Origin of the sequence: Acidovorax sp. CF316 (assembly GCF_000276605.1) — a bacterium.
Lineage (GTDB): Bacteria > Pseudomonadota > Gammaproteobacteria > Burkholderiales > Burkholderiaceae_C > Acidovorax.
This window is the reverse complement of the sequence record NZ_AKJX01000091.1, coordinates 1-17718: the sequence shown is the minus strand read 5'-3', so window position 1 is coordinate 17718 and position 17718 is coordinate 1. Positions and strand designations below refer to the sequence as shown.

Below are 17718 nucleotides of genomic sequence, written 5' to 3'. Positions count from 1 at the left end.
TCTTTGGTGACTTTCTCTTGGCGACGCAAGAGAAAGTTACTGCGCCGCCGGGCGCACATCCCGGCCTCCGACCTCACCACAGGCACGCGGGATCAAAGCGAAGCAACACCCCAAGAAAAAATCAGAAGCACCGAACCATCACCACATGCTCAATCCCAGCCTCGTCATAGGGCTCTCCGACAACGGAGAACCCAGCGCGGCGATAGAACCCCTCTGCATTGCTCTGCGCATGCAACTGCACCTCCCGATCCCCGCGCGCCCGCGAGGCGTCGACCAGGGCATCGAGCACCATGCGCCCCCACCGCGTGCCCCGCACCGACCGGTCCACCGCCAACCGCCCGATGCGCCCCACACCCGGCGCCTCCTGCAGCAACCGCCCCGTCGCTATCGCCTGGCCCAGGCGGTTGTAGACCACCGCATGGCGCGCGGTGGCATCGAGCGCATCGGCCTCGATCTCGGCCGGGATGCCCTGCTCGGTCACGAACACCGCCGTGCGCAGGCGGCCCGCATCGCGGCCCAGGGCGTTCCAGTCGCCGGTCTTCACCTCGGCCAGGTCCTCGCCGGCTTCGAAGCCGGTAATGATCTGGCGCAGTACCTCCGGCACGGGGCGCGACTTCTGCGCCACGGGGTCGGCGAACACGTAGACCAGTTCGCCCGAAACCAGCAGCCGGTCCCCACTGAAGATGCCTGCCTCGAACAGGCACGAGGAATTGCCCACGCGCGCACAGCGCATGCCCACGTCCAGCGTGTCGTCCATGCGCGCCGAGGCGTGGTATTCGAGGCTCGCCTTCTTCACGAACATCTCGCCCTGCAGGGCGTGCATGCTGGCGTCGTAGGGCAAGGCCAGGGCGCGCCAGTACTCCGACATGGCGTTGTCGATGTACATCAGGTAGTGGCCGTTGAAGACGATCTTCTGCATGTCCACCTCGGCCCAGCGCACGCGCAGGCGGTGGAAGCAGCGGAAATCACGGCGTTGGGGTTGTTGGGCCATAAGGAAACGTCTCACTCCATGTGGAAAGCGGCACGCAGCGCGCGTGCCGCGTCGGCGTGGGCCTGGCGCGCTTCGGGGATCGCGCGGCCCATCTTGATGAATTCGTGCGTCACGCCGCGGTAGATCTCGAGGTCCACCGCCACGCCGGCCGCACGCAGCTTGTCGGCATAGTCCACGCCCTCGTCCACCAGCGGGTCGCACTCGGCCAAGCCGATCCACGCGGGGGCGACGCCCTCCAGGTCGTCGGCATGCAGGGGGGCAAAGCGCCAGTCCTCCCGCTGCTCGCGGGTGGTGACGTACTGGCCGAAGAACCAGGTGATGGCCGGCTCGTCGAGCACCAGGCCACTGGCAAAACGGGCGTGCGAAGGCGTGTCCTGGTGGGCTGCGCAACCGGGGTAGATCAGCAGCTGCAGCGCCAGCGGCAGGCCCGCATCGCGCGCGAGGATGGCGCTCACCGTGGCCAGCGTGCCGCCCGCGCTGTCGCCGCCCACGGCGATCCGCGCCGGGTCGGCGCCCAGGCGGGCGGCATTGGCATGCAACCAGGCCAGGGCATCCCAGGCATCGTGAGTGGCCGTCGGAAAACGGTGCTCCGGCGCCAGCCGGTAGTCGAGCGAGACCACCATGCAGCCCGCCAAGCGCGCGAGCTCGCGGCACAGGATGTCGTGCGTGCCGATGCTGCCGATGGTGAAGCCGCCGCCATGCGTGTACAGCAGCACGGGCAAAGGCGCGCCGGTGGAAGGCGCATACAGCCGCGCGGGCAATGCATGGCCATCTCGCGCGGGGATGGTGAAGTCCTCCACGCGGGGCAACGCGGCCTTCGGAATCTCCAGCACATCGGCACCGGCCGCGTAGGCAGTGCGCGCGTCCTGCGGCGTGCGCGTGTACAGCGGCGGGTGGCCCGCACGCGCCATGCGTTCGAGCACACTGCGCATCTGGGGGGTCAGGCGGTTGGCGTGGATATGCAGATCGGTCAACGCGAAAGCTTTCTCAAGGACAAAATGGGGCAAGGGCTACTTGAAGGTGACGCGCACCGGCGCAGCACCCGGCAGACCGTCGTAGGTGGCCGTGACCGACAGGCCGGCCTTGGGGGGCAGCAGCGCCGAGAACGAGCCCAGGCTCACCAGGTCGCCCGGCTGCAGGGTGATGCCCTCCTTCTGCAAGGCCCCGGCCAGCCAGACGACGGCATTGAGCGGATGCTCCAGGATATCGCTGCCCTTGCCGCCGCCCAAGCGCGCGCCGGCACCATCGGTAAGCGACACATTCATGTCGGCCAGGGCCTTGAGCAGCGCATAGCGCTCGCCACGGTAGACAGGCACCGGCAGCGGCGTGCCCGCAACGCCCAGGCGCGCGCCCACGTTGATGGCGGTGACGCCCGCGCCATTGAGCTGGGGCGGTGCCTGCACCATCAGGTCGGGCAGTTCGATGAAGGGAATGACCTGGTCGATGGCATCCAGCACCTCCTCGGGCGTTTTGGCCTGGTTGATGGCGGCGCTCTTCACGCGCACCAGCATGTCGGCCTCGTAGAGCGCGCGCGCGCCAAAGGCCGCCTCCACGCTGGCACCGCTGGGCAGGACCATGCCCTCGTAAAGCTTGCCCCACACCGGCTTGTCGGTGTTGAAGCGCTTTTGCACCGCCGGGTTGGTGAGCCCCGCCTTGTAGCCCACGACCTTGCCCATGCGCTGCGCCAGCAGCTGGTTGAACTTGCCACGCGTGCAGGCGCCATCGGCGTCCGAGAGGTTCACCGGGTTGGGCGCCGGGGTGCGCGCCACGTAGTGGGCCAGCAGCTCGGCGGCCTGCGCATCGGTCAGGCAATCGGCGTGCACCGCTGTCACGCACGTGACGAACAAAGTGGCGGCCATGAGGGTTTGCTTCAGGGTCATGGGTGTCTCCCGGTTGTAAAGTCTCTGCGACAGGTTTTAGAGCAATCGTAAACGCAACTCCCGCAACACCATGGCCTTCATCTACTACGTCACCCAGATCCAGTTCGAGTTCGGCGCCGTGAAGCTGCTCCAGCAGGAATGCGAGCGCGTGGGCATCACCCGCCCGCTCGTCGTGACGGACCCCGGCGTCAAGGCCGCGGGGGTGCTGCAAAAGGCGTTGGACGCGCTCACGGGGCTGCCCGTGGCGGTGTTCGACCAGACCCCGGCCAACCCCACCGAAGCGGCCGTGCGCGCCGCGGTCGAGGTTTACCAACGCGAGGGCTGCGACGGCCTGATCGCCGTGGGCGGGGGCTCGGCCATCGACTGTGCCAAGGGCATCGCGATCGCCGCCACGCACGAGGGCCCGCTCACCCACTACGCCACCATCGAAGGCGGCTCGCCGCGCATCACCGAGCGCGCTGCGCCGCTGATCGCCGTGCCCACCACCAGCGGCACCGGCAGCGAGGTGGCGCGCGGCGCCATCATCATCGTCGACGACCACCGCAAGCTCGGCTTCCACTCCTGGAACCTGGTGCCCAAGACCGCCATCTGCGACCCCGAACTCACCCTGGGCCTGCCACCCGCGCTCACCGCGGCCACGGGCATGGATGCCATCGCACACTGCATGGAGACCTTCATGTCGGCCGCGTTCAACCCGCCGGCCGATGGCATTGCCCTGGACGGTCTCACGCGCGGCTGGGCCCACATCGAGCCTGCCACGCGCAACGGCAGCGACCGCGACGCACGCCTGCACATGATGAGCGCCAGCATGCAGGGCGCCATGGCCTTCCAGAAGGGCCTGGGCGCCGTGCACTCGCTCAGCCACAGCCTGGGCGGCGTGAACCCGCGCCTGCACCACGGCACGCTCAACGCCATGTTCCTGCCGGCCGTGGTGCGCTTCAACGCCGGCGCCGAATCGGTGCAAAAGGAGCAGCGCCTGGAACGCATGGCGCACGCCATGGGCCTGGCCGGCGCGCTTGACATTCCCGAGGCCATCCGCGACATGAACGCCCGCCTGGGCCTGCCCACGGGCCTGGCGGCCATGGGCGTAACCGAAAGCATGTTCGACGACATCATCAAGGGCGCGATGGCCGACCACTGCCACAAGACCAACCCGCGCATCGCCACGCCCGAGGAATACCGGGACATGCTCACCCAGTCGCTGTAGCAGCGCCGGGCGGCCTGGCGCCAGGCCGTGGCAGTTCCCTGGCGGCGGCAGCCCCGCCCCCCCCTTGCAACAGCCTCCCCCATACGGGCGGGGCGCAGGCAGCGCCCGTGCAGCTAAACTGCTGCACTGTCAAACAATAATTAACAAAGTAATTAACGGGCCGGCGCTGCAGGGCGCCAGGCCCCGTTGCCACTGCTGAGCGAGGCGGGCATGCATGGTGGGAGTGCATGGCCGGCGCGCAGGCCGGGCCCTTGGCGCGCCGCCCGAGACGGGCTGGCGACGGCCGATGGCGGTGCTGCGCGCGCTCTTTCATCCATTCCATGAAATGACTGGCTGATCCATCCATGCGCGCAGAAAAATTCAGGGCCTGGCTGACGCAGGGAACCTCCCCCCGGCTGTACCTCGCGATCCTGGTGATCATCGTGGCGGTCGTGGCCGTGCGCTACCAGCAACTGGTGTCCCTCGAAGAGCAGGAAGCCCACGACCGTGCCGTGGCCGAGCTCGCGCGCGTGGGCGACAGCCTGCTGCCCAGCCTGGTGGCGCTGGACCCGGCGCAGCGCGAATCTGCCGCCCGCGTGCTGCAGGCCACCCCCACCCGCTTCGGCCCGGCCGTGCAGTCGCTGCTGTGGCAGGTGCCGGGCCAGGCGCCCCTGCAGTGGGCAGCGCCGCCCGTGGCCATGCAGGCCCCTGCCTGGTTTGCCGACCTGCTGGACATCAGCCCACCCACGCAACGTTTCGGCCAGACCTTCGCCGACGGGCGTACCGGCGTGCTCACGGTCACCGCCGATCCCGGCATCCTGGTGGACCGGATCTGGAAGACCGTGGTCGTGCAGGCCCGGATCTCGGCGCTGAACATCTTCACCATCCTGTTCCTGCTGACCCTGATCCTGCGCGCCAATGCCCGCATGCTGCGCCGCCTGACCGAGGCCACGGACCGCTTCCGCCAGGGGCACCTGGACACGCGCATGGACATCCAGGGAACGCTGGAATCGCGCGCCGTGGCCCACACCTTCAACGACATGGCCGGCAAGGTTCAGTCCCTGGTGCACTCGCTGCGCGAGACGCAGCAACTGCAGAGCGAGCAGTTGCACTTCACACGCCAGCTCATCGACGCCCTGCCCCTGCCGGTGTTCGTGCGCGAGGCGGACGGCACCTTCGTCGACGCCAACCGCGCCTGGCAGCGGCTGTTCCAGAACGGCGACCCGGGTCTGCCGGGGCAAGGGATGTTCCCCGGCCTCACGGCGCCGCACCTGCTCTCACCCGCCCAATCCCGGCAACTGGCCATGTCGCAGGACAACGAGGTCCTGGTGCAGCCACCGGGCCAGCTGGCGCGCACCATGGCCTACTACGAGGCGCCTTTCACCAGCACGAACGGCGCCGTGGCCGGCACCGTGGGCACGCTGGTGGACATCACCGAGCGCAAGCGCGCCGAGCAGGCCCTGCGCAACGAGAAGGACCGGGCCCAGGTCACGCTGGCCTCCATCGGCGATGGCGTGATCACCACCGACCTGGCCGGCTGCATCGAGACCATCAACGAAGCCGCCCAGCTCATGACCGGCTTCACCGCCGAACAGGCGTTGGGCGAGCTGCTGGACGACGTGTTCCGGCTGTACGAAGAGCCAGCGAGTCAGGCCGCCACCCGGGCCACCGGCGATGCCACCGTGGTGGCCCCTACCCGCCCGGCCATGCAGGAGGTGCTGCTGCACCGCTCGGGCGAGCGCTATGCGATCGAGTACACCGCCTCGGCCATCCGCCAGGGCAGCGGGCGGGCGTCGGGCTGCGTGCTGGTGTTCCGCGACGTGACCGAGGCCAGCCACCTGCGCCACCAGATCTCCTGGCATGCCCGGCACGACGCACTGACCGGCCTGCTCAACCGCGCCTCCCTGGCCGAGCGGCTCACGCACGCCCTGTTCGTGACCGGCCGCAGCCCGACCTTGCTGGCGGTGTGCATGCTGGACCTGGACCATTTCCAGGCCATCAACGACGCCCACGGCCACCGCATGGGCGACCGCCTGCTCAAGGAGGTGGCCCAGCGCCTGAACGCCTTTGCCACCGGCAGCAGTGCCGCAGCGCGCCTGGGCGGCGACGAGTTCGTGCTGCTGCTCAACCACCAGACCGACGTGCCCGCCATCGAGGAGCAGGTGCGCCAGCTCATGCAGCAACTGGCCGCGCCCTATGCCATCGACGACCGCCTGCTGCACACCACGGCCAGCGTGGGCGTGGCCGTGTTCCCGCAGGACGACGTGAACCCCGACACCCTGCTGCGCCAGGCCGATCAGGCCATGTGCCAGGCCAAGCGCTCGGGCCGCAACCGCATGCACCTGTTCGACGTGCAGCTCGACCACGCGGTGCAGACCCAGCATTCGCGGCAGACCCGGGTGACCCAGGGGCTGCAGGCCGGAGAAATGCGCCTGTACTACCAGCCCAAGGTCAACCTGCGCACCGGCGAGGTACTGGGCATGGAGGCCCTGCTGCGCTGGCAGCATCCCGAGCAGGGCCTGCTGGGGCCCCAGCACGTGCTGCCGCTGCTGGAGGACGCTGAGGTGGTGGCCGAACTCGGCGAGTGGGTGCTGCGCGAGGCCCTGGCCCAGATGCGGCAGTGGAGCCTGACCGGCGTGCAGTGGGAGGTCAGCGTGAACATCGCTGCGCAGCACTTCCAGCGCGCAGGCTTCGTGGAGCGGCTCAAGGACCTGCTGCTGACCTGCCCCGAGGTGCACCCATCGCGGCTGGAACTGGAAATCCTCGAATCCGCCGCGCTGCAGGACATGCAGTACATGCGCAGCATGATGCACAGCTGCCAGGCGCTCGGCGTGCGCTTCGCGCTCGACGACTTCGGCACCGGATTTTCTTCTCTCTCCTACCTCAAACGCCTGCCGGCAGAGACCATCAAGATCGACCAGTCCTTCGTGCAGGGCATCCTGCACGACGAGGACGACCTGACCCTGGTCAATGCCATCGTCACGCTGGCCCGCGCCTTCAACCGCCACGTGATTGCCGAAGGCGTGGAAACCCCGGCCCATGGCGAGAAGCTGCTCGCGCTGGGCTGCGAACGCGCCCAGGGCTTCGGCATCGCGCCGCCCATGCCGGCCAGCGAGGTGCTCGCCTGGGCACGGGCGTACGAAATGGCGCGCCTGCAGCCGCGGCCCGCTGCGCCCACACCCGCACGCTGAGGGCGGCGGCGGCCAGCCGCTGCGCAGCTACAGCGGCTGCACCGCCGCCATGTCGGGCCGCTCCAACCACGCGGCAAACTCGTCAGCCAGCTGCCGGCTCGCCGCCGTGGCGCCCAGCCAGGCCCTGGCGCGGGCCGCAGCATCGGTGCCGTAGTGGGTGAAATCGTTGCGATCAGGCAGCTTGCTGTTGGGCAGGGAACGCACCCACTCGGGGTGCGGCGAGAGCACCACCATGGAATCGAGTGCGCTGGTCGAGCGGTGCCGCCACTTGAGCCCCTTGTCCAGCCAGCCGGGCACCACCTGCTGCTGGAAGTGCGGGTACAGCACCAGGCCGCCGCCGGCCCGGGCCGCACCCTCGACCACCTGCGCCATGGGCGACTGGTGGTAGCCCAGGTGCAGGTGGTAGTCGGTGATGCCGCCGTCCCAGTAGGCGCCGCGCGGGGCACCTGGAATGTCGTGCACGGCCTGCAGCACGAAGGGGATGGAACAGCTGGCCTGCAGCGCGGGCATGAAGTTCTGCTCGGTGAGCTGCACCTGGCGCGTACGGAAGTCGGCCGTCCCGAAAGGCAAGGCAGCACCCGTTGCGAGGCCTGCATCCGGCGACGAGAACACCACCCGCTCGAGCCATGCGCCCAGGGCCTTGCGGTGCACCGTATTGCTCAGGAAGGCCCCGAGGTAGCCGAGCGGCGTGCCCACCCGGTGCTCGCGCGCCAGCACATGCCGGCCACGCGAGGTGACGATGTGCAGGTGGTAGCGTGGGTGGCTCAGCACCTCCCCGACCCGACCGCCATAGAAGGCCTGCAGGTTCTGGCCAAAGCGTTCGCTCACGTGCGACGCCGGGGGCCGCTTCTTGCCTGGCGGCAGCTCATAGCTCTGGTGGATGTAGTCATGCTCCAGCCGCTCGAAGGCCGCCACCGAGCCGCCCAGGCAGGCCGTGGCCATGCGCCAGGCGCCGATGGATGCGCCCACCAGGTGCACCGGCTGGCGGGAGCCGGCCAGCCACTCGCCAAACAGAAACCGGTCCAACGGGCCCAGGATCAGGCCCTTGGGGCCGCCGGCCGCCGCGGGGACCACGCGCACATCGCCCGGTTGCAGGCCATGCTGTTCAAGGTGCCGGCGGGCGCGCGGGCCCGCATGGATGCGCAATGCTTTCATGCCCTGCATTGTCCCAGAGCAGGGATCATACGGATTTGCCTTCAACCGTCTAACCTCGTTGGTTCGCCTTGCCGTGCTACAGCGCTGTCTGCGGCTTCCCGCCTAGTTGTGCGATTGAACGCCAATCCGTATCAGACCACGTAATCCGCTGCGGCCTCGGGGCGCACGTTCCAGTCGATGGGGTCCTGCTGCAGCACCATGTCGATGTCCAGGCCCAGCACCAGACCCACCTCCCCCGGGAAGGAGACGGCCAGCTCGTTCTCGTTGAGCCCGGCCTCGCGAGCACGGGCACGCCAGGAGGCCAGGTGGATCACGCCGGCCAGCGGCTCGTAGGCCTTGTTCTCGAACGGTGCATCCTGGTACTGCAGGGCGTCGACCACGACCTCGGGCAGTTGCCAGCGCCGCGCCAGCCCGGCCGACACCTTGCTGTAGCAGTAGCCGAAGATGCGCTGCTCCACCTTGGTACGGCGCAGGTCCAGCGGCGCCACCAGGGTGTTGACCGAATGGGCCTTCTCGGGATCGGCCAGGTGGATCACGAGTTCGCCCAGGGCATGCAGCAGGCCGGCCGTGTAGGCGGCGATCTGGTCGTGGTGCACCAGGCCCGCCAGCGAGCGCGCGAGCTTGGCGGTATTGAGGCTGCAGCGCCAGAACTGCTGCATGTTGACCCCGGGCACGGAGCGCGAGGTGGTGCCCAGGGGCGCCGATGTGACCAGCCCACGCAATTGCGCGGTGCCCAGCAGGGCCAGGGCCTGGGGAATGCCGGCAATCTGGCGCGGCATCTGGAAAGCCGGGGAGTTGGCCAGCTCCAGCAGGCGCGCGGCCAGGGCCGGGTCGGTAGCAAAGAGCTGGTTCATGCGCCGCAGGCTGGGCTCGGGCTGGGCCAGCTCGCTCATCAGCAGCGCAACGGTGCGCGGCAGGCTGGGCAGGGCCGCCGGCTGTGCCAGCAGTGCATTCAACTCCATGGGTGACTGGACCTCTGGTGGGACAAGTGCCGATTATGGCGCTGCCCGCCGCGCCCGGCCATCACCCAAACCGGCCGTGCCATCCTACCTGCACGGGCGGTTGGGGTGGCGGTACCAACGGTCAGCGGGCGCTGCCCGTGGGACTTTAGCGGCCCTTGGTCTGCTGCAGCTTGGCGAAGGCCGATGCCATGGCCGATTGCTGCGCCGGCTCGGGTGCCCGGCGGCCGCCTTGCGGCTGCTGACCGCGCCCCGCGCTCTCGAAGCGGTTGTCGCGGTAGCCACCGCGGTCGCCCCCCTGGCGTGGGGGGGCGTCACCGAGCTTCATCGACAGGCCGATGCGCTTGCGCTCCACGTCCACCTCCATGACCTTGACCTTGACGATGTCGCCGGTCTTGACCACTTCGCGCGCATCGTTCACGAACTTGTGCGCCAGCTGGCTCACGTGCACCAGGCCATCCTGGTGCACCCCCAGGTCGATGAAGGCACCGAACTGCGCCACGTTGCTCACCGTGCCCTCCAGGATCATGCCTTCCTTGAGATCCTTGATGTCTTCCACGCCGTCGTTGAAGCGCGCCACCTTGAAGTCCGGGCGCGGGTCGCGACCGGGCTTTTCGAGTTCGCCCAGGATGTCCTTGACCGTGATCACGCCGAACTTCTCGTTGGCGAAGAGCTCGGGCTTCAAGGTCTTGAGCATGTCCGCGCGGCCCATGATCTCGGCCACGGGCTTGCCGGTCTTTTCCATGATCTGCTCGACCACAGGGTAGGTCTCGGGGTGCACGCCAGTCATGTCCAGCGGGTTGTCGCCGCCGCGGATGCGCAAGAAGCCCGCGCTCTGCTCGAAGGTCTTGGCGCCCAGGCCGGCCACGTCCATGAGCTGCTTGCGGCTCTTGAACGCACCGTTGGCCTCGCGCCAGCGCACCACCGCCTTGGCCACGCTGGCCGACAGGCCCGAGACGCGGCTGAGCAAAGGCACGCTGGCCGTGTTCAGGTCCACGCCCACGGAGTTCACGCAGTCCTCGACCACGGTGCCCAGGGTGCGCGCCAGCTCGCTCTGGTTCACGTCATGCTGGTACTGGCCCACGCCGATGCTCTTGGGGTCGATCTTCACCAGTTCGGCCAGCGGGTCCTGCAGGCGGCGCGCAATGCTGGCGGCGCCACGCAGGCTCACGTCCACGTCGGGCATCTCCTGCGAGGCGTATTCGCTGGCGGAGTAGACCGAGGCACCGGCTTCGCTCACCACCACCTTCTCGATGGCGCGCTCGGCCTTGGCGGCCAGCTTGATCAGGTCGGCCGCCAGCTTGTCGGTCTCGCGGCTGGCCGTGCCGTTGCCGATGGCGATCAGGTTCACGCCATGCTTTTCGGCCAGCTTAGCCAGGGTGTGCAGCGAGCCTTCCCAGTCGCGGCGCGGCTCGTGCGGGAACACCGTGGCGGTTTCCACCAGCTTGCCGGTGTCGTCCACCACGGCCACCTTCACGCCGGTGCGGATTCCCGGGTCCAGGCCCATCACCACGCGCGGGCCGGCGGGCGCCGCCAGCAGCAGGTCGCGCAGGTTGTCGGCAAACACCTTGATGGCGACCTTCTCGGCATCGTCGCGCAGGCGGGCGAACAGGTCGCGCTCGGTCGAGAGGCTCAGTTTCACGCGCCAGGTCCAGGACACGCACTTGCGCAGCAGGTCGTCGGCGGGCCGGCCGGCGTGGCTCCAGCCCAGGTGCAGGGCGATCTTGCCTTCGGCCAGGCTGGGCTTGCCCGGCTCCGGCTCCACCGGCAGCACCAGCTTGCCTTCGAGGATTTCCAGGGCGCGGCCGCGGAACACCGCCAGCGCCCGGTGCGAAGGCACGCGGCCGATGGGCTCGTCGTATTCGAAATAGTCGCGGAACTTCGAGACCTCGGGGTCGTTCTCGTTCTTGCCGTCGATCTTCTTGCTGCGCAACAGGCCCTCGGCCCAGAGCCATTCGCGCAGCGACTGCACCAGCACGGCGTCTTCGGCCCAGCGCTCGGACAGGATGTCGCGCACCCCGTCCAGCACGGCCGGCACTGTGGAGAAATCGGCGCCGGTCTTGCCGTCGTCCAGCACCTCGGGGGGCTTGGTGAAGGCAGCCGCCTCGGCCGCGGGGTCCAGCGTAGGGTCGGCAAACAGCTTGTCGGCCAGCGGCTCGATGCCGAACTCGCGCGCCATCTGGCCCTTGGTGCGGCGCTTTTGCTTGAAGGGCAGGTAGATGTCCTCCAACTCCTGCTTGGTGGGCGCGCTGGCGATCGCCACGCGCAGGGCGTCGGTCAGCTTGCCCTGCTCGTCGATGCTCTTGAGCACGGCAGCGCGGCGGTCTTCGAGCTCGCGCAGGTAGGACAGGCGCGCTTCCAGCTCGCGCAGCTGGATATCGTCGAGCCCGCCGGTCACTTCCTTGCGGTAGCGGGCGATGAAGGGCACCGTGGCCCCCCCGTCCAGCAGCTCCACCGCTGCGCGCACCTGGGATTCACTGACTTTGATTTCTGCGGCCAACTGCCGGACGATCTGCTGCATGGGTGGGCAAACTCTCTGAAACTCGAAAAAATACGCGAAGCGCGGGAGTTTGCCACAGGCACTTTTCGTAACAGCCCGGCATCCCCTCGGAAATACCCCAGGGTTCGTAGAATGCCTGCACTGCCTCTTGCCAGTCCCAACCAGCCCAAGCCAGCCCCCCGCCCGCCAGCCATGACGCCCCTGCCCTTTCCCGTCCGCACGGAATGCCCTCCAGGCGCCTGTGTCTGCGAGCGGGACGCGCTGATGCAGACGCCTGGCGGCGACACCCGCATCCTGCAGCTGACCCAGGCCGAGGAGAAGAAGCTGATCACCCGGCTGGAGAGCATCTCCAGCCTCGCGGACCTGCGCCGCATGCAGAAGCGCATGCAGCAGCAGCTGGGGATCCGCATCGCCATCAGCCTGAGCCCCAACGAGGTGCGCACCCTGCGCGGCATCGCCATCCTGGTGGAGGACCAGCGCGGTTTGTGCCGCAAGACCCGCCAGGCTATTCCGGCGGCGATCAAGAAGGGCATGGACCAGCGCCCCGAGATCGCCTACGAACTGCTCGACGAAGGCGGCCTGTTCGCCGGTTCCTGACACCCGGGTCGGCCGGCGCCCCCCAGGATGGCGCTACCATCCTGCCATCCCCCGTTTCCGCTTGTTTCCCCGTTTGTCCCGGAGTCCCCATGGCCGCTGCTGAATCAGGCACCGAACTCGTCAAAGTCGTCGTGCTGCTGGCCGCTGGCGTCATTGCCGTCCCCTTGTTCAAGCGGCTCGGCCTGGGCTCGGTGCTGGGCTACCTGGCGGCCGGCCTGGCCATCGGCCCCTTCGGCCTGGGCTTCTTCAGCGAGGCGCAGACCATCCTGCACGTGGCCGAGCTCGGCGTGGTGATGTTCCTCTTCGTGATCGGCCTGGAGATGCAGCCCACCCGGCTGTGGAACCTCAGGCGCCAGATCTTCGGGCTGGGCCTGGCCCAGGTCGTAGCCTGCATCGCCCTGCTCACCGGGGCCGGCGTGGTGGCAGGGCTCTCGTCGTCCGTGGCCTTCATCGCGGCCTCGGGCTTCGTGCTCTCGTCCACGGCCATCGTGATGCAGCTGCTCGACGAAAGCGGCGACACCTCCACCCCGCGCGGCCAGCGCATCGTCTCCATCCTGCTGCTCGAAGACCTGGCCATCGTGCCCTTGCTGGCCATCGTGGCCTTTCTCTCGCCCGCACCGACCGGGGAGGCCGTCTCGCGCTGGGTCACCGTGGGCGTGGCGCTGGCCGCCGTGGTGGGCCTGGTCGCGGTCAGCCGCTGGCTGCTGAACCCGCTGTTCAGTGTGCTGGCACGGGCCAAGGCGCGCGAGGTGATGACCGCCGCCGCACTGCTGGTGGTGCTGGGGGCGGCGCTGGCCATGCAATGGGGCGGCCTGTCGATGGCCATGGGTGCCTTCGCGGCGGGCGTGATGCTCTCCGAATCCACCTTCCGCCACCAGCTCGAGGCCGACGTGGAGCCGTTCCGCGGCATCCTGCTGGGCCTTTTCTTCATGGGCGTGGGCATGGCGCTCGACATCCCGCTGGTGCTGCAGAACTGGACGCTGCTGCTGGGCGGCGTGGTGGCCTGCATGGCCATCAAGGGCATCGGCGTGTATGCCGTGGCGCGCTTCACCAAGGCCGCCCATGGCGAGGCCCTGCAGCGCACCATGCTCATGGCCCAGGGCGGTGAATTCGCCTTCGTGCTGTACTCGGCCGCCGCTGCCGCGGGCATCGTCGAGGCGCGCATGAATGCCGTGCTGACCGCCGCCGTGATCATTTCCATGGCGCTCACGCCGCTGGCCGTGCTCTCGCTGCGCTGGCTCATGCCACCCGAGCCCGCCCAGAACATGGACGGCGTGGAGGCCGCCGACGGCCTCAAGGGCACGGTGCTCATCATCGGCTTTGGCCGCTTTGCGCAGATCGCCAGCCAGCTGCTGCTGGCGCGGGGTGTCGACATCGCCATCATCGAGAACGACACCGACATGATCCGCGCGGCCGCGAAGTTCGGCTTCAAGGTCTACTACGGCGACGGCACGCGCCTGGATGTGCTGCACGCCAGCGGCGGGCACCATGCCAAGTCCATCCTGGTGTGCGTGGACGACGCCAAGACCACCACGCGCATCGTCGAGCTGCTCAAGCACGAGTGCCCGCTGGTCCCGGTGCTGGCGCGCGCCTTCGACCGGCAGCACGCCATCGAACTGTTGCGCCTGGGCGTGGACTACCAGATGCGCGAGACCTTCGAGTCGGCCATGGGCTTCGGCATGCAGGCGCTGGAAACCCTGGGCGTGGACCCCGAGGAAGTGGCCGAGGTGGCCGAGCGCATCCGCGCGCGCGATGCCGAACGTCTGCAGCTGGAACTGGCCGGTGACAAGGATGGCGCGCGCCAGTTTTTCCAGGGCGACAAATGGGTGCCCACCCCACTCACCCAACCCCAGCGCGAAGGCCGTGCCCTCAATGACGAGGCGGCCGATGCCATCGAAGACCCGCTGCAACCCGCGGCGGCCACGCCGCTGGCATGAGCGGCATCCAGGACGACCTGTTCGGCGGCCCGCCCACGCCGCCGCCCGCGCCCTCCCCTCCTCCCGCTGCAACCACCCCACCCGCAGCAGAGGAGGCGCCGCCCGGCAAGCAAAAAAAGGGCATCGGCGTCGCCGCCCAGCCGCAGGACGAGGCCTTGCACGCGCTGGCCCAAAGGCTGCCCCCCACCCTGCACCTGGGCACCTCGACCTGGACCTACCCGGGCTGGAAGGGCCTGGTCTGGGAGGGTGAGCATTCCCCTGCGCAGCTGTCCAGGAACGGCCTGTCCATCTACGTCCAGCACCCGCTCTTGCGCACGGTGAGCATCGACCGCAGCTTCTACCGCCCGCTCACGGTGAGCCAGTACGAACGCTATGCGAGCCAGGTGCCCGACGACTTCCGCTTTGTGGTCAAGGCACCGAGCCTGGTGACCGATGCGCTGGTGCGCAGCGAGGACGGCCGGGGCCGCGAACCCAACCCCGCCTTTCTGAATGCCGACCTGGCGCGCACCGAGTTCGTGGAGCCCGCGCTGCAGGGCCTGGGCCGCAAGATCGGGGCACTGGTGTTCCAGCTCAGCCCCCTGCCCATGGACCAGCTCGACCGCCTGCCCGAGGTGCTGCAGCGCCTGCGCGCCATGCTGCTGGCCCAGCCGAAACTGGCGCCCATCGCGCCCGACGGCATCCTGGCCGTGGAGGTGCGCGACCCCGAGTGGATCAGCTCGCACTGGATGGCCCTCGACTTCGCGGCCGTGCTGCGCGAGGCCGGGGCCACCTACTGCATCGACCTGCACCCCAAGATGCCGCCGCTGGCAGAGCAACTGCACATGCTGCGCGCCCTGTGGCCGGGCCCGCTGGTCTGCCGCTGGATGCTGAACACGCGGCACGGCCCCTATGGGTACGAAGAGGCCGAAAAGCTCTACGAGCCCTTCGACAAGGTGCACCACCCCGACCCCGAGAACCACGAGGCGCTGGCCCGTCTGATCGCCGGGGTGACCGGCGCGGGCCAGAACGCATACGTGTGCATCAGCAACCATGCCGAGGGCTCGGCGCCCCGCACCATCCGCACCCTGGCCGAACGGGTGGCGGCGCAGCCGCCCTCCCGCAAGAAGGCCTGACGCGGATCAGGCGCTGGCGGCGGCCACCGACTGGTCGCTGTGCCCCGCCAGCGTGATCCAGGCCAGCGCCACGCCCACCAGGGCCCCTGCGGCCATGCCGACCACCATGGGCAGCGGCTTGCCATTGGCGAACAGGCCCACGATGCCCATGGCGGCCGCGCCCGTGAGCATCTGCAGCGTGCCCAGCAGGGCCGAGGCCGTGCCCGCGATGGCGCCATGCTTTTCCAGCGCCAGCACCGAGGTGGTGGGAATCACCAGCCCCATGAGCGCACTGGCCACGAAATACAGGCCGATGAGCACCGCCAGCTGATCCCCGCCGAGCAGGTAGTAGCCGAGCATGGCCACCATGACCAGGCCCGAGCCGGTGGCGGCCGCCTTGACCAGGCGCACCAGCCCGAAGCGCTCGCCCAGTGCGGCCGTGAACTGCGAGGTGCCGATGAAGGCCGCCGCATTCACCGAGAACGCCAGGCTGTACTGCGTGGGCGTGAGGCCATAGTGGTTGATGAGCACGAAGGGCGAGCCCGCCAGGTACACGAAGAAGCCCGCCATGGCGCAGCCGCCGATGAACACCAGGCCCAGGTAGTGCCAGTCGCGCAGCAGCAGCCCGTAGGCGCCCAGGGCACCGCCCAGGCTGCTTTCCACGCGCTCGGCCGCGGGCCGGGTCTCGCCCAGGCTGGCATAGACCAGCGCCAGGCCCGCCACGGCGGCCACCGCCACCACCCAGAACACGCCGCGCCAGCCGGCCAGGGCAATCACGCCGCTGCCCGCCAGGGGTGCCAGGATGGGCGAGACGCTGAACACCAGCATCAACAGCGACATCAGCCGCGCCGCATCGGTGCCCGTGTGCAGGTCGCGCACCACGGCGCGCGGAATGGCCATACCCGCCGCCGCGCCCAGGCCCTGCACGAAGCGCAAGGCCACCAGGGTCTCGATGTCGGTGGCCAGCGCGCAGCCCACGCTGGCCAGGGTGAAGAGCCCCAGGCCAAAGTACAGCGGCGGCCTGCGCCCCACCATGTCCGACACCGGTCCATAGAACAGCTGGCCCGCGCCCAGCGAGAGGAAAAAGGCCGTGAGGCTCCACTGCACGGCCCCCACGGATGCACCGAGGCTGGCCCCGATCTCGGGCAGCGCGGGCAGGTACATGTCGATGGCGAACGGGCCGATGGCCGAGAGCAGGCCCAGGATCAGGGCCATCTTGAAGAAACCGGATGAATGCATAGCCCGCCATTGTGGCGGGCACCCCAAAGGCCCCTGGCAAGCGGCCTGGAAGGTTTCAGGGTAGGCGGCAGCTCAATCGGGCAACGGTTCCACGCGGTTGCCGCCCGCCTGCCGTGCCCGTGCCAGGGCGGCACTGGCGGCGCGCACCAGTTCATCGGGGCGCTGGTCGCGCACCGGCACCATCTGCGCCACGCCGCCGCCCATGCTGACCCGGCCCAGGGCCGACCCCTCGTGCGGCAGCGCCAGCGTGCGCACGGCCACGACGGCCCCTTCGGCCAGGGCGTGGGCTTCCTCGAGGCTCGCACCCGGCAGCAGCAACACAAAGGCATCGCCCCCAAACCGCGCCACCAGGGCGCCCGGGCGTTCCTGCAGCATCTGTGTGAGCGTGACGGCCAGGGTCTTGAGGCAGGCGTCGGCCGCCAGGTGGCCATGGCGGTCCATGAAGTGGCGCAGCGCATCCACCTCCAGCAGCACCAGCGCCAGCGGCGTGGCGGCGCGCTGGGCGCGCTCCCACGCCTGCTGCAGCACGTGGTCGAACTGGCGGCGATTGCCCAGGCCGGTGAGGTTGTCGGTGCGGTCCATGGCATCGATGCGCTGCTGCGCCTCCGCCAGAGCCCGGGTGCTCTCCTGCAGCTGTGCCTGCAGCACCCGGTGGTCGGTCTGCAGGCGCGCCATGGTGGCCGAGGCGCTTCCCTGCGGCAAGGGCCCCGAGGGCACCGAGGTGCCGCTGTGCACGATCTTCCACTCCGCACCTTCCAGGCGGAACACCAGCACCAGGCGCGCCACCGGCACCTGGCCAGCCGGGGTCTCGCCCGCGTCGGGCCCACGCACATGCACCAGCGCCGTGGCCGAGACCACGTCCTCGGCCAGGTCCTGCAGGCACAGGTCCAGCACCTCGATATGCATGTGCTGCGGCACCAGGGCGAAGTCCTGCAGGATGGCGGCCACCCATTCGCTGCGGGTGTGCACGAGCCGGTCGCTGCGGCTGGGGG

General features: G+C 69.2%; 13 protein-coding genes. 5 read left to right on the top strand and 8 right to left on the bottom strand.

The genetic code is table 11. The features are described from left to right. Positions 1-121 precede the first annotated feature (121 nt). The 3 genes from PMI14_RS07835 to PMI14_RS07825 all read right to left on the bottom strand — a co-directional run bounded on the left by PMI14_RS07835 (position 122) and on the right by PMI14_RS07825 (position 2871). Positions 122-991, bottom strand: coding sequence for a YbgC/FadM family acyl-CoA thioesterase (locus PMI14_RS07835; protein ID WP_007852395.1), 870 nt, complete (start codon positions 989-991; stop codon positions 122-124). Positions 992-1002: 11 nt separating this feature from the next. Further along, positions 1003-1923, bottom strand: coding sequence for an alpha/beta hydrolase (locus tag PMI14_RS07830; RefSeq protein ID WP_081497291.1), 921 nt, complete (start codon positions 1921-1923; stop codon positions 1003-1005). Positions 1924-2001: 78 nt separating this feature from the next. Next, the gene (locus PMI14_RS07825) at positions 2002-2871 is read right to left on the bottom strand and encodes a 2-keto-4-pentenoate hydratase (RefSeq protein ID WP_007852391.1); all 870 of its coding nucleotides are present in this window, start codon (positions 2869-2871) and stop codon (positions 2002-2004) included. Between the two features lie 70 nt (positions 2872-2941). On the opposite strand from PMI14_RS07825, the gene PMI14_RS07820 reads away from it, so the two are divergent. Together PMI14_RS07820 and PMI14_RS07815 are read left to right on the top strand one after the other, a co-directional pair. Next, the gene (locus tag PMI14_RS07820; protein ID WP_007852389.1) at positions 2942-4078 is read left to right on the top strand and encodes an iron-containing alcohol dehydrogenase; all 1137 of its coding nucleotides are present in this window, start codon (positions 2942-2944) and stop codon (positions 4076-4078) included. A 344-nt stretch (positions 4079-4422) separates the two neighbouring features. Further along, a complete protein-coding gene (locus tag PMI14_RS07815) occupies positions 4423-7248 on the top strand; it encodes an EAL domain-containing protein (RefSeq protein WP_007852388.1) in 2826 nt (941 codons plus the stop codon). 27 nt (positions 7249-7275) lie between these two features. On the opposite strand, the gene PMI14_RS07810 is transcribed toward PMI14_RS07815, so the two are convergent. The 3 genes from PMI14_RS07810 to PMI14_RS07800 all read right to left on the bottom strand — a co-directional run bounded on the left by PMI14_RS07810 (position 7276) and on the right by PMI14_RS07800 (position 11883). Continuing rightward, positions 7276-8403 (bottom strand): patatin-like phospholipase family protein, encoded by a 1128-nt coding sequence (locus tag PMI14_RS07810; protein ID WP_007852386.1) that lies wholly within the window; start codon positions 8401-8403, stop codon positions 7276-7278. A 131-nt stretch (positions 8404-8534) separates the two neighbouring features. Then, the gene (locus tag PMI14_RS07805) at positions 8535-9365 is read right to left on the bottom strand and encodes an HDOD domain-containing protein (protein ID WP_007852385.1); all 831 of its coding nucleotides are present in this window, start codon (positions 9363-9365) and stop codon (positions 8535-8537) included. Between the two features lie 145 nt (positions 9366-9510). Further along, positions 9511-11883, bottom strand: a complete 2373-nt coding sequence (locus PMI14_RS07800; protein WP_007852383.1) for a Tex family protein — start codon at positions 11881-11883, stop codon at positions 9511-9513. 171 nt (positions 11884-12054) lie between these two features. Here PMI14_RS07800 and PMI14_RS07795 point away from each other — a divergent pair, with 171 nt between their 5' ends. From PMI14_RS07795 to PMI14_RS07785, 3 genes are all read left to right on the top strand, one after another. Continuing rightward, positions 12055-12459 (top strand): hypothetical protein, encoded by a 405-nt coding sequence (locus PMI14_RS07795; protein ID WP_007852381.1) that lies wholly within the window; start codon positions 12055-12057, stop codon positions 12457-12459. 89 nt (positions 12460-12548) lie between these two features. Then, positions 12549-14396, top strand: a complete 1848-nt coding sequence (locus PMI14_RS07790) for a monovalent cation:proton antiporter-2 (CPA2) family protein (protein WP_007852379.1) — start codon at positions 12549-12551, stop codon at positions 14394-14396. Continuing rightward, positions 14393-15508: a DUF72 domain-containing protein gene (locus PMI14_RS07785; protein WP_007852377.1), complete on the top strand. Its 1116-nt coding sequence runs from the start codon at positions 14393-14395 to the stop codon at positions 15506-15508. Before PMI14_RS07790 ends, PMI14_RS07785 begins: the two co-directional genes overlap by 4 nt. A 6-nt stretch (positions 15509-15514) precedes the next feature. Here the strand turns inward: PMI14_RS07785 and PMI14_RS07780 are convergent, their stop codons facing one another. Together PMI14_RS07780 and PMI14_RS07775 are read right to left on the bottom strand one after the other, a co-directional pair. Further along, the gene (locus tag PMI14_RS07780; RefSeq protein WP_007852375.1) at positions 15515-16726 is read right to left on the bottom strand and encodes a multidrug effflux MFS transporter; all 1212 of its coding nucleotides are present in this window, start codon (positions 16724-16726) and stop codon (positions 15515-15517) included. Positions 16727-16798: 72 nt separating this feature from the next. Then, a partial coding sequence (locus PMI14_RS07775) for a diguanylate cyclase domain-containing protein (protein ID WP_007852374.1) occupies positions 16799-17718 on the bottom strand: 920 nt, incomplete at its 5' end.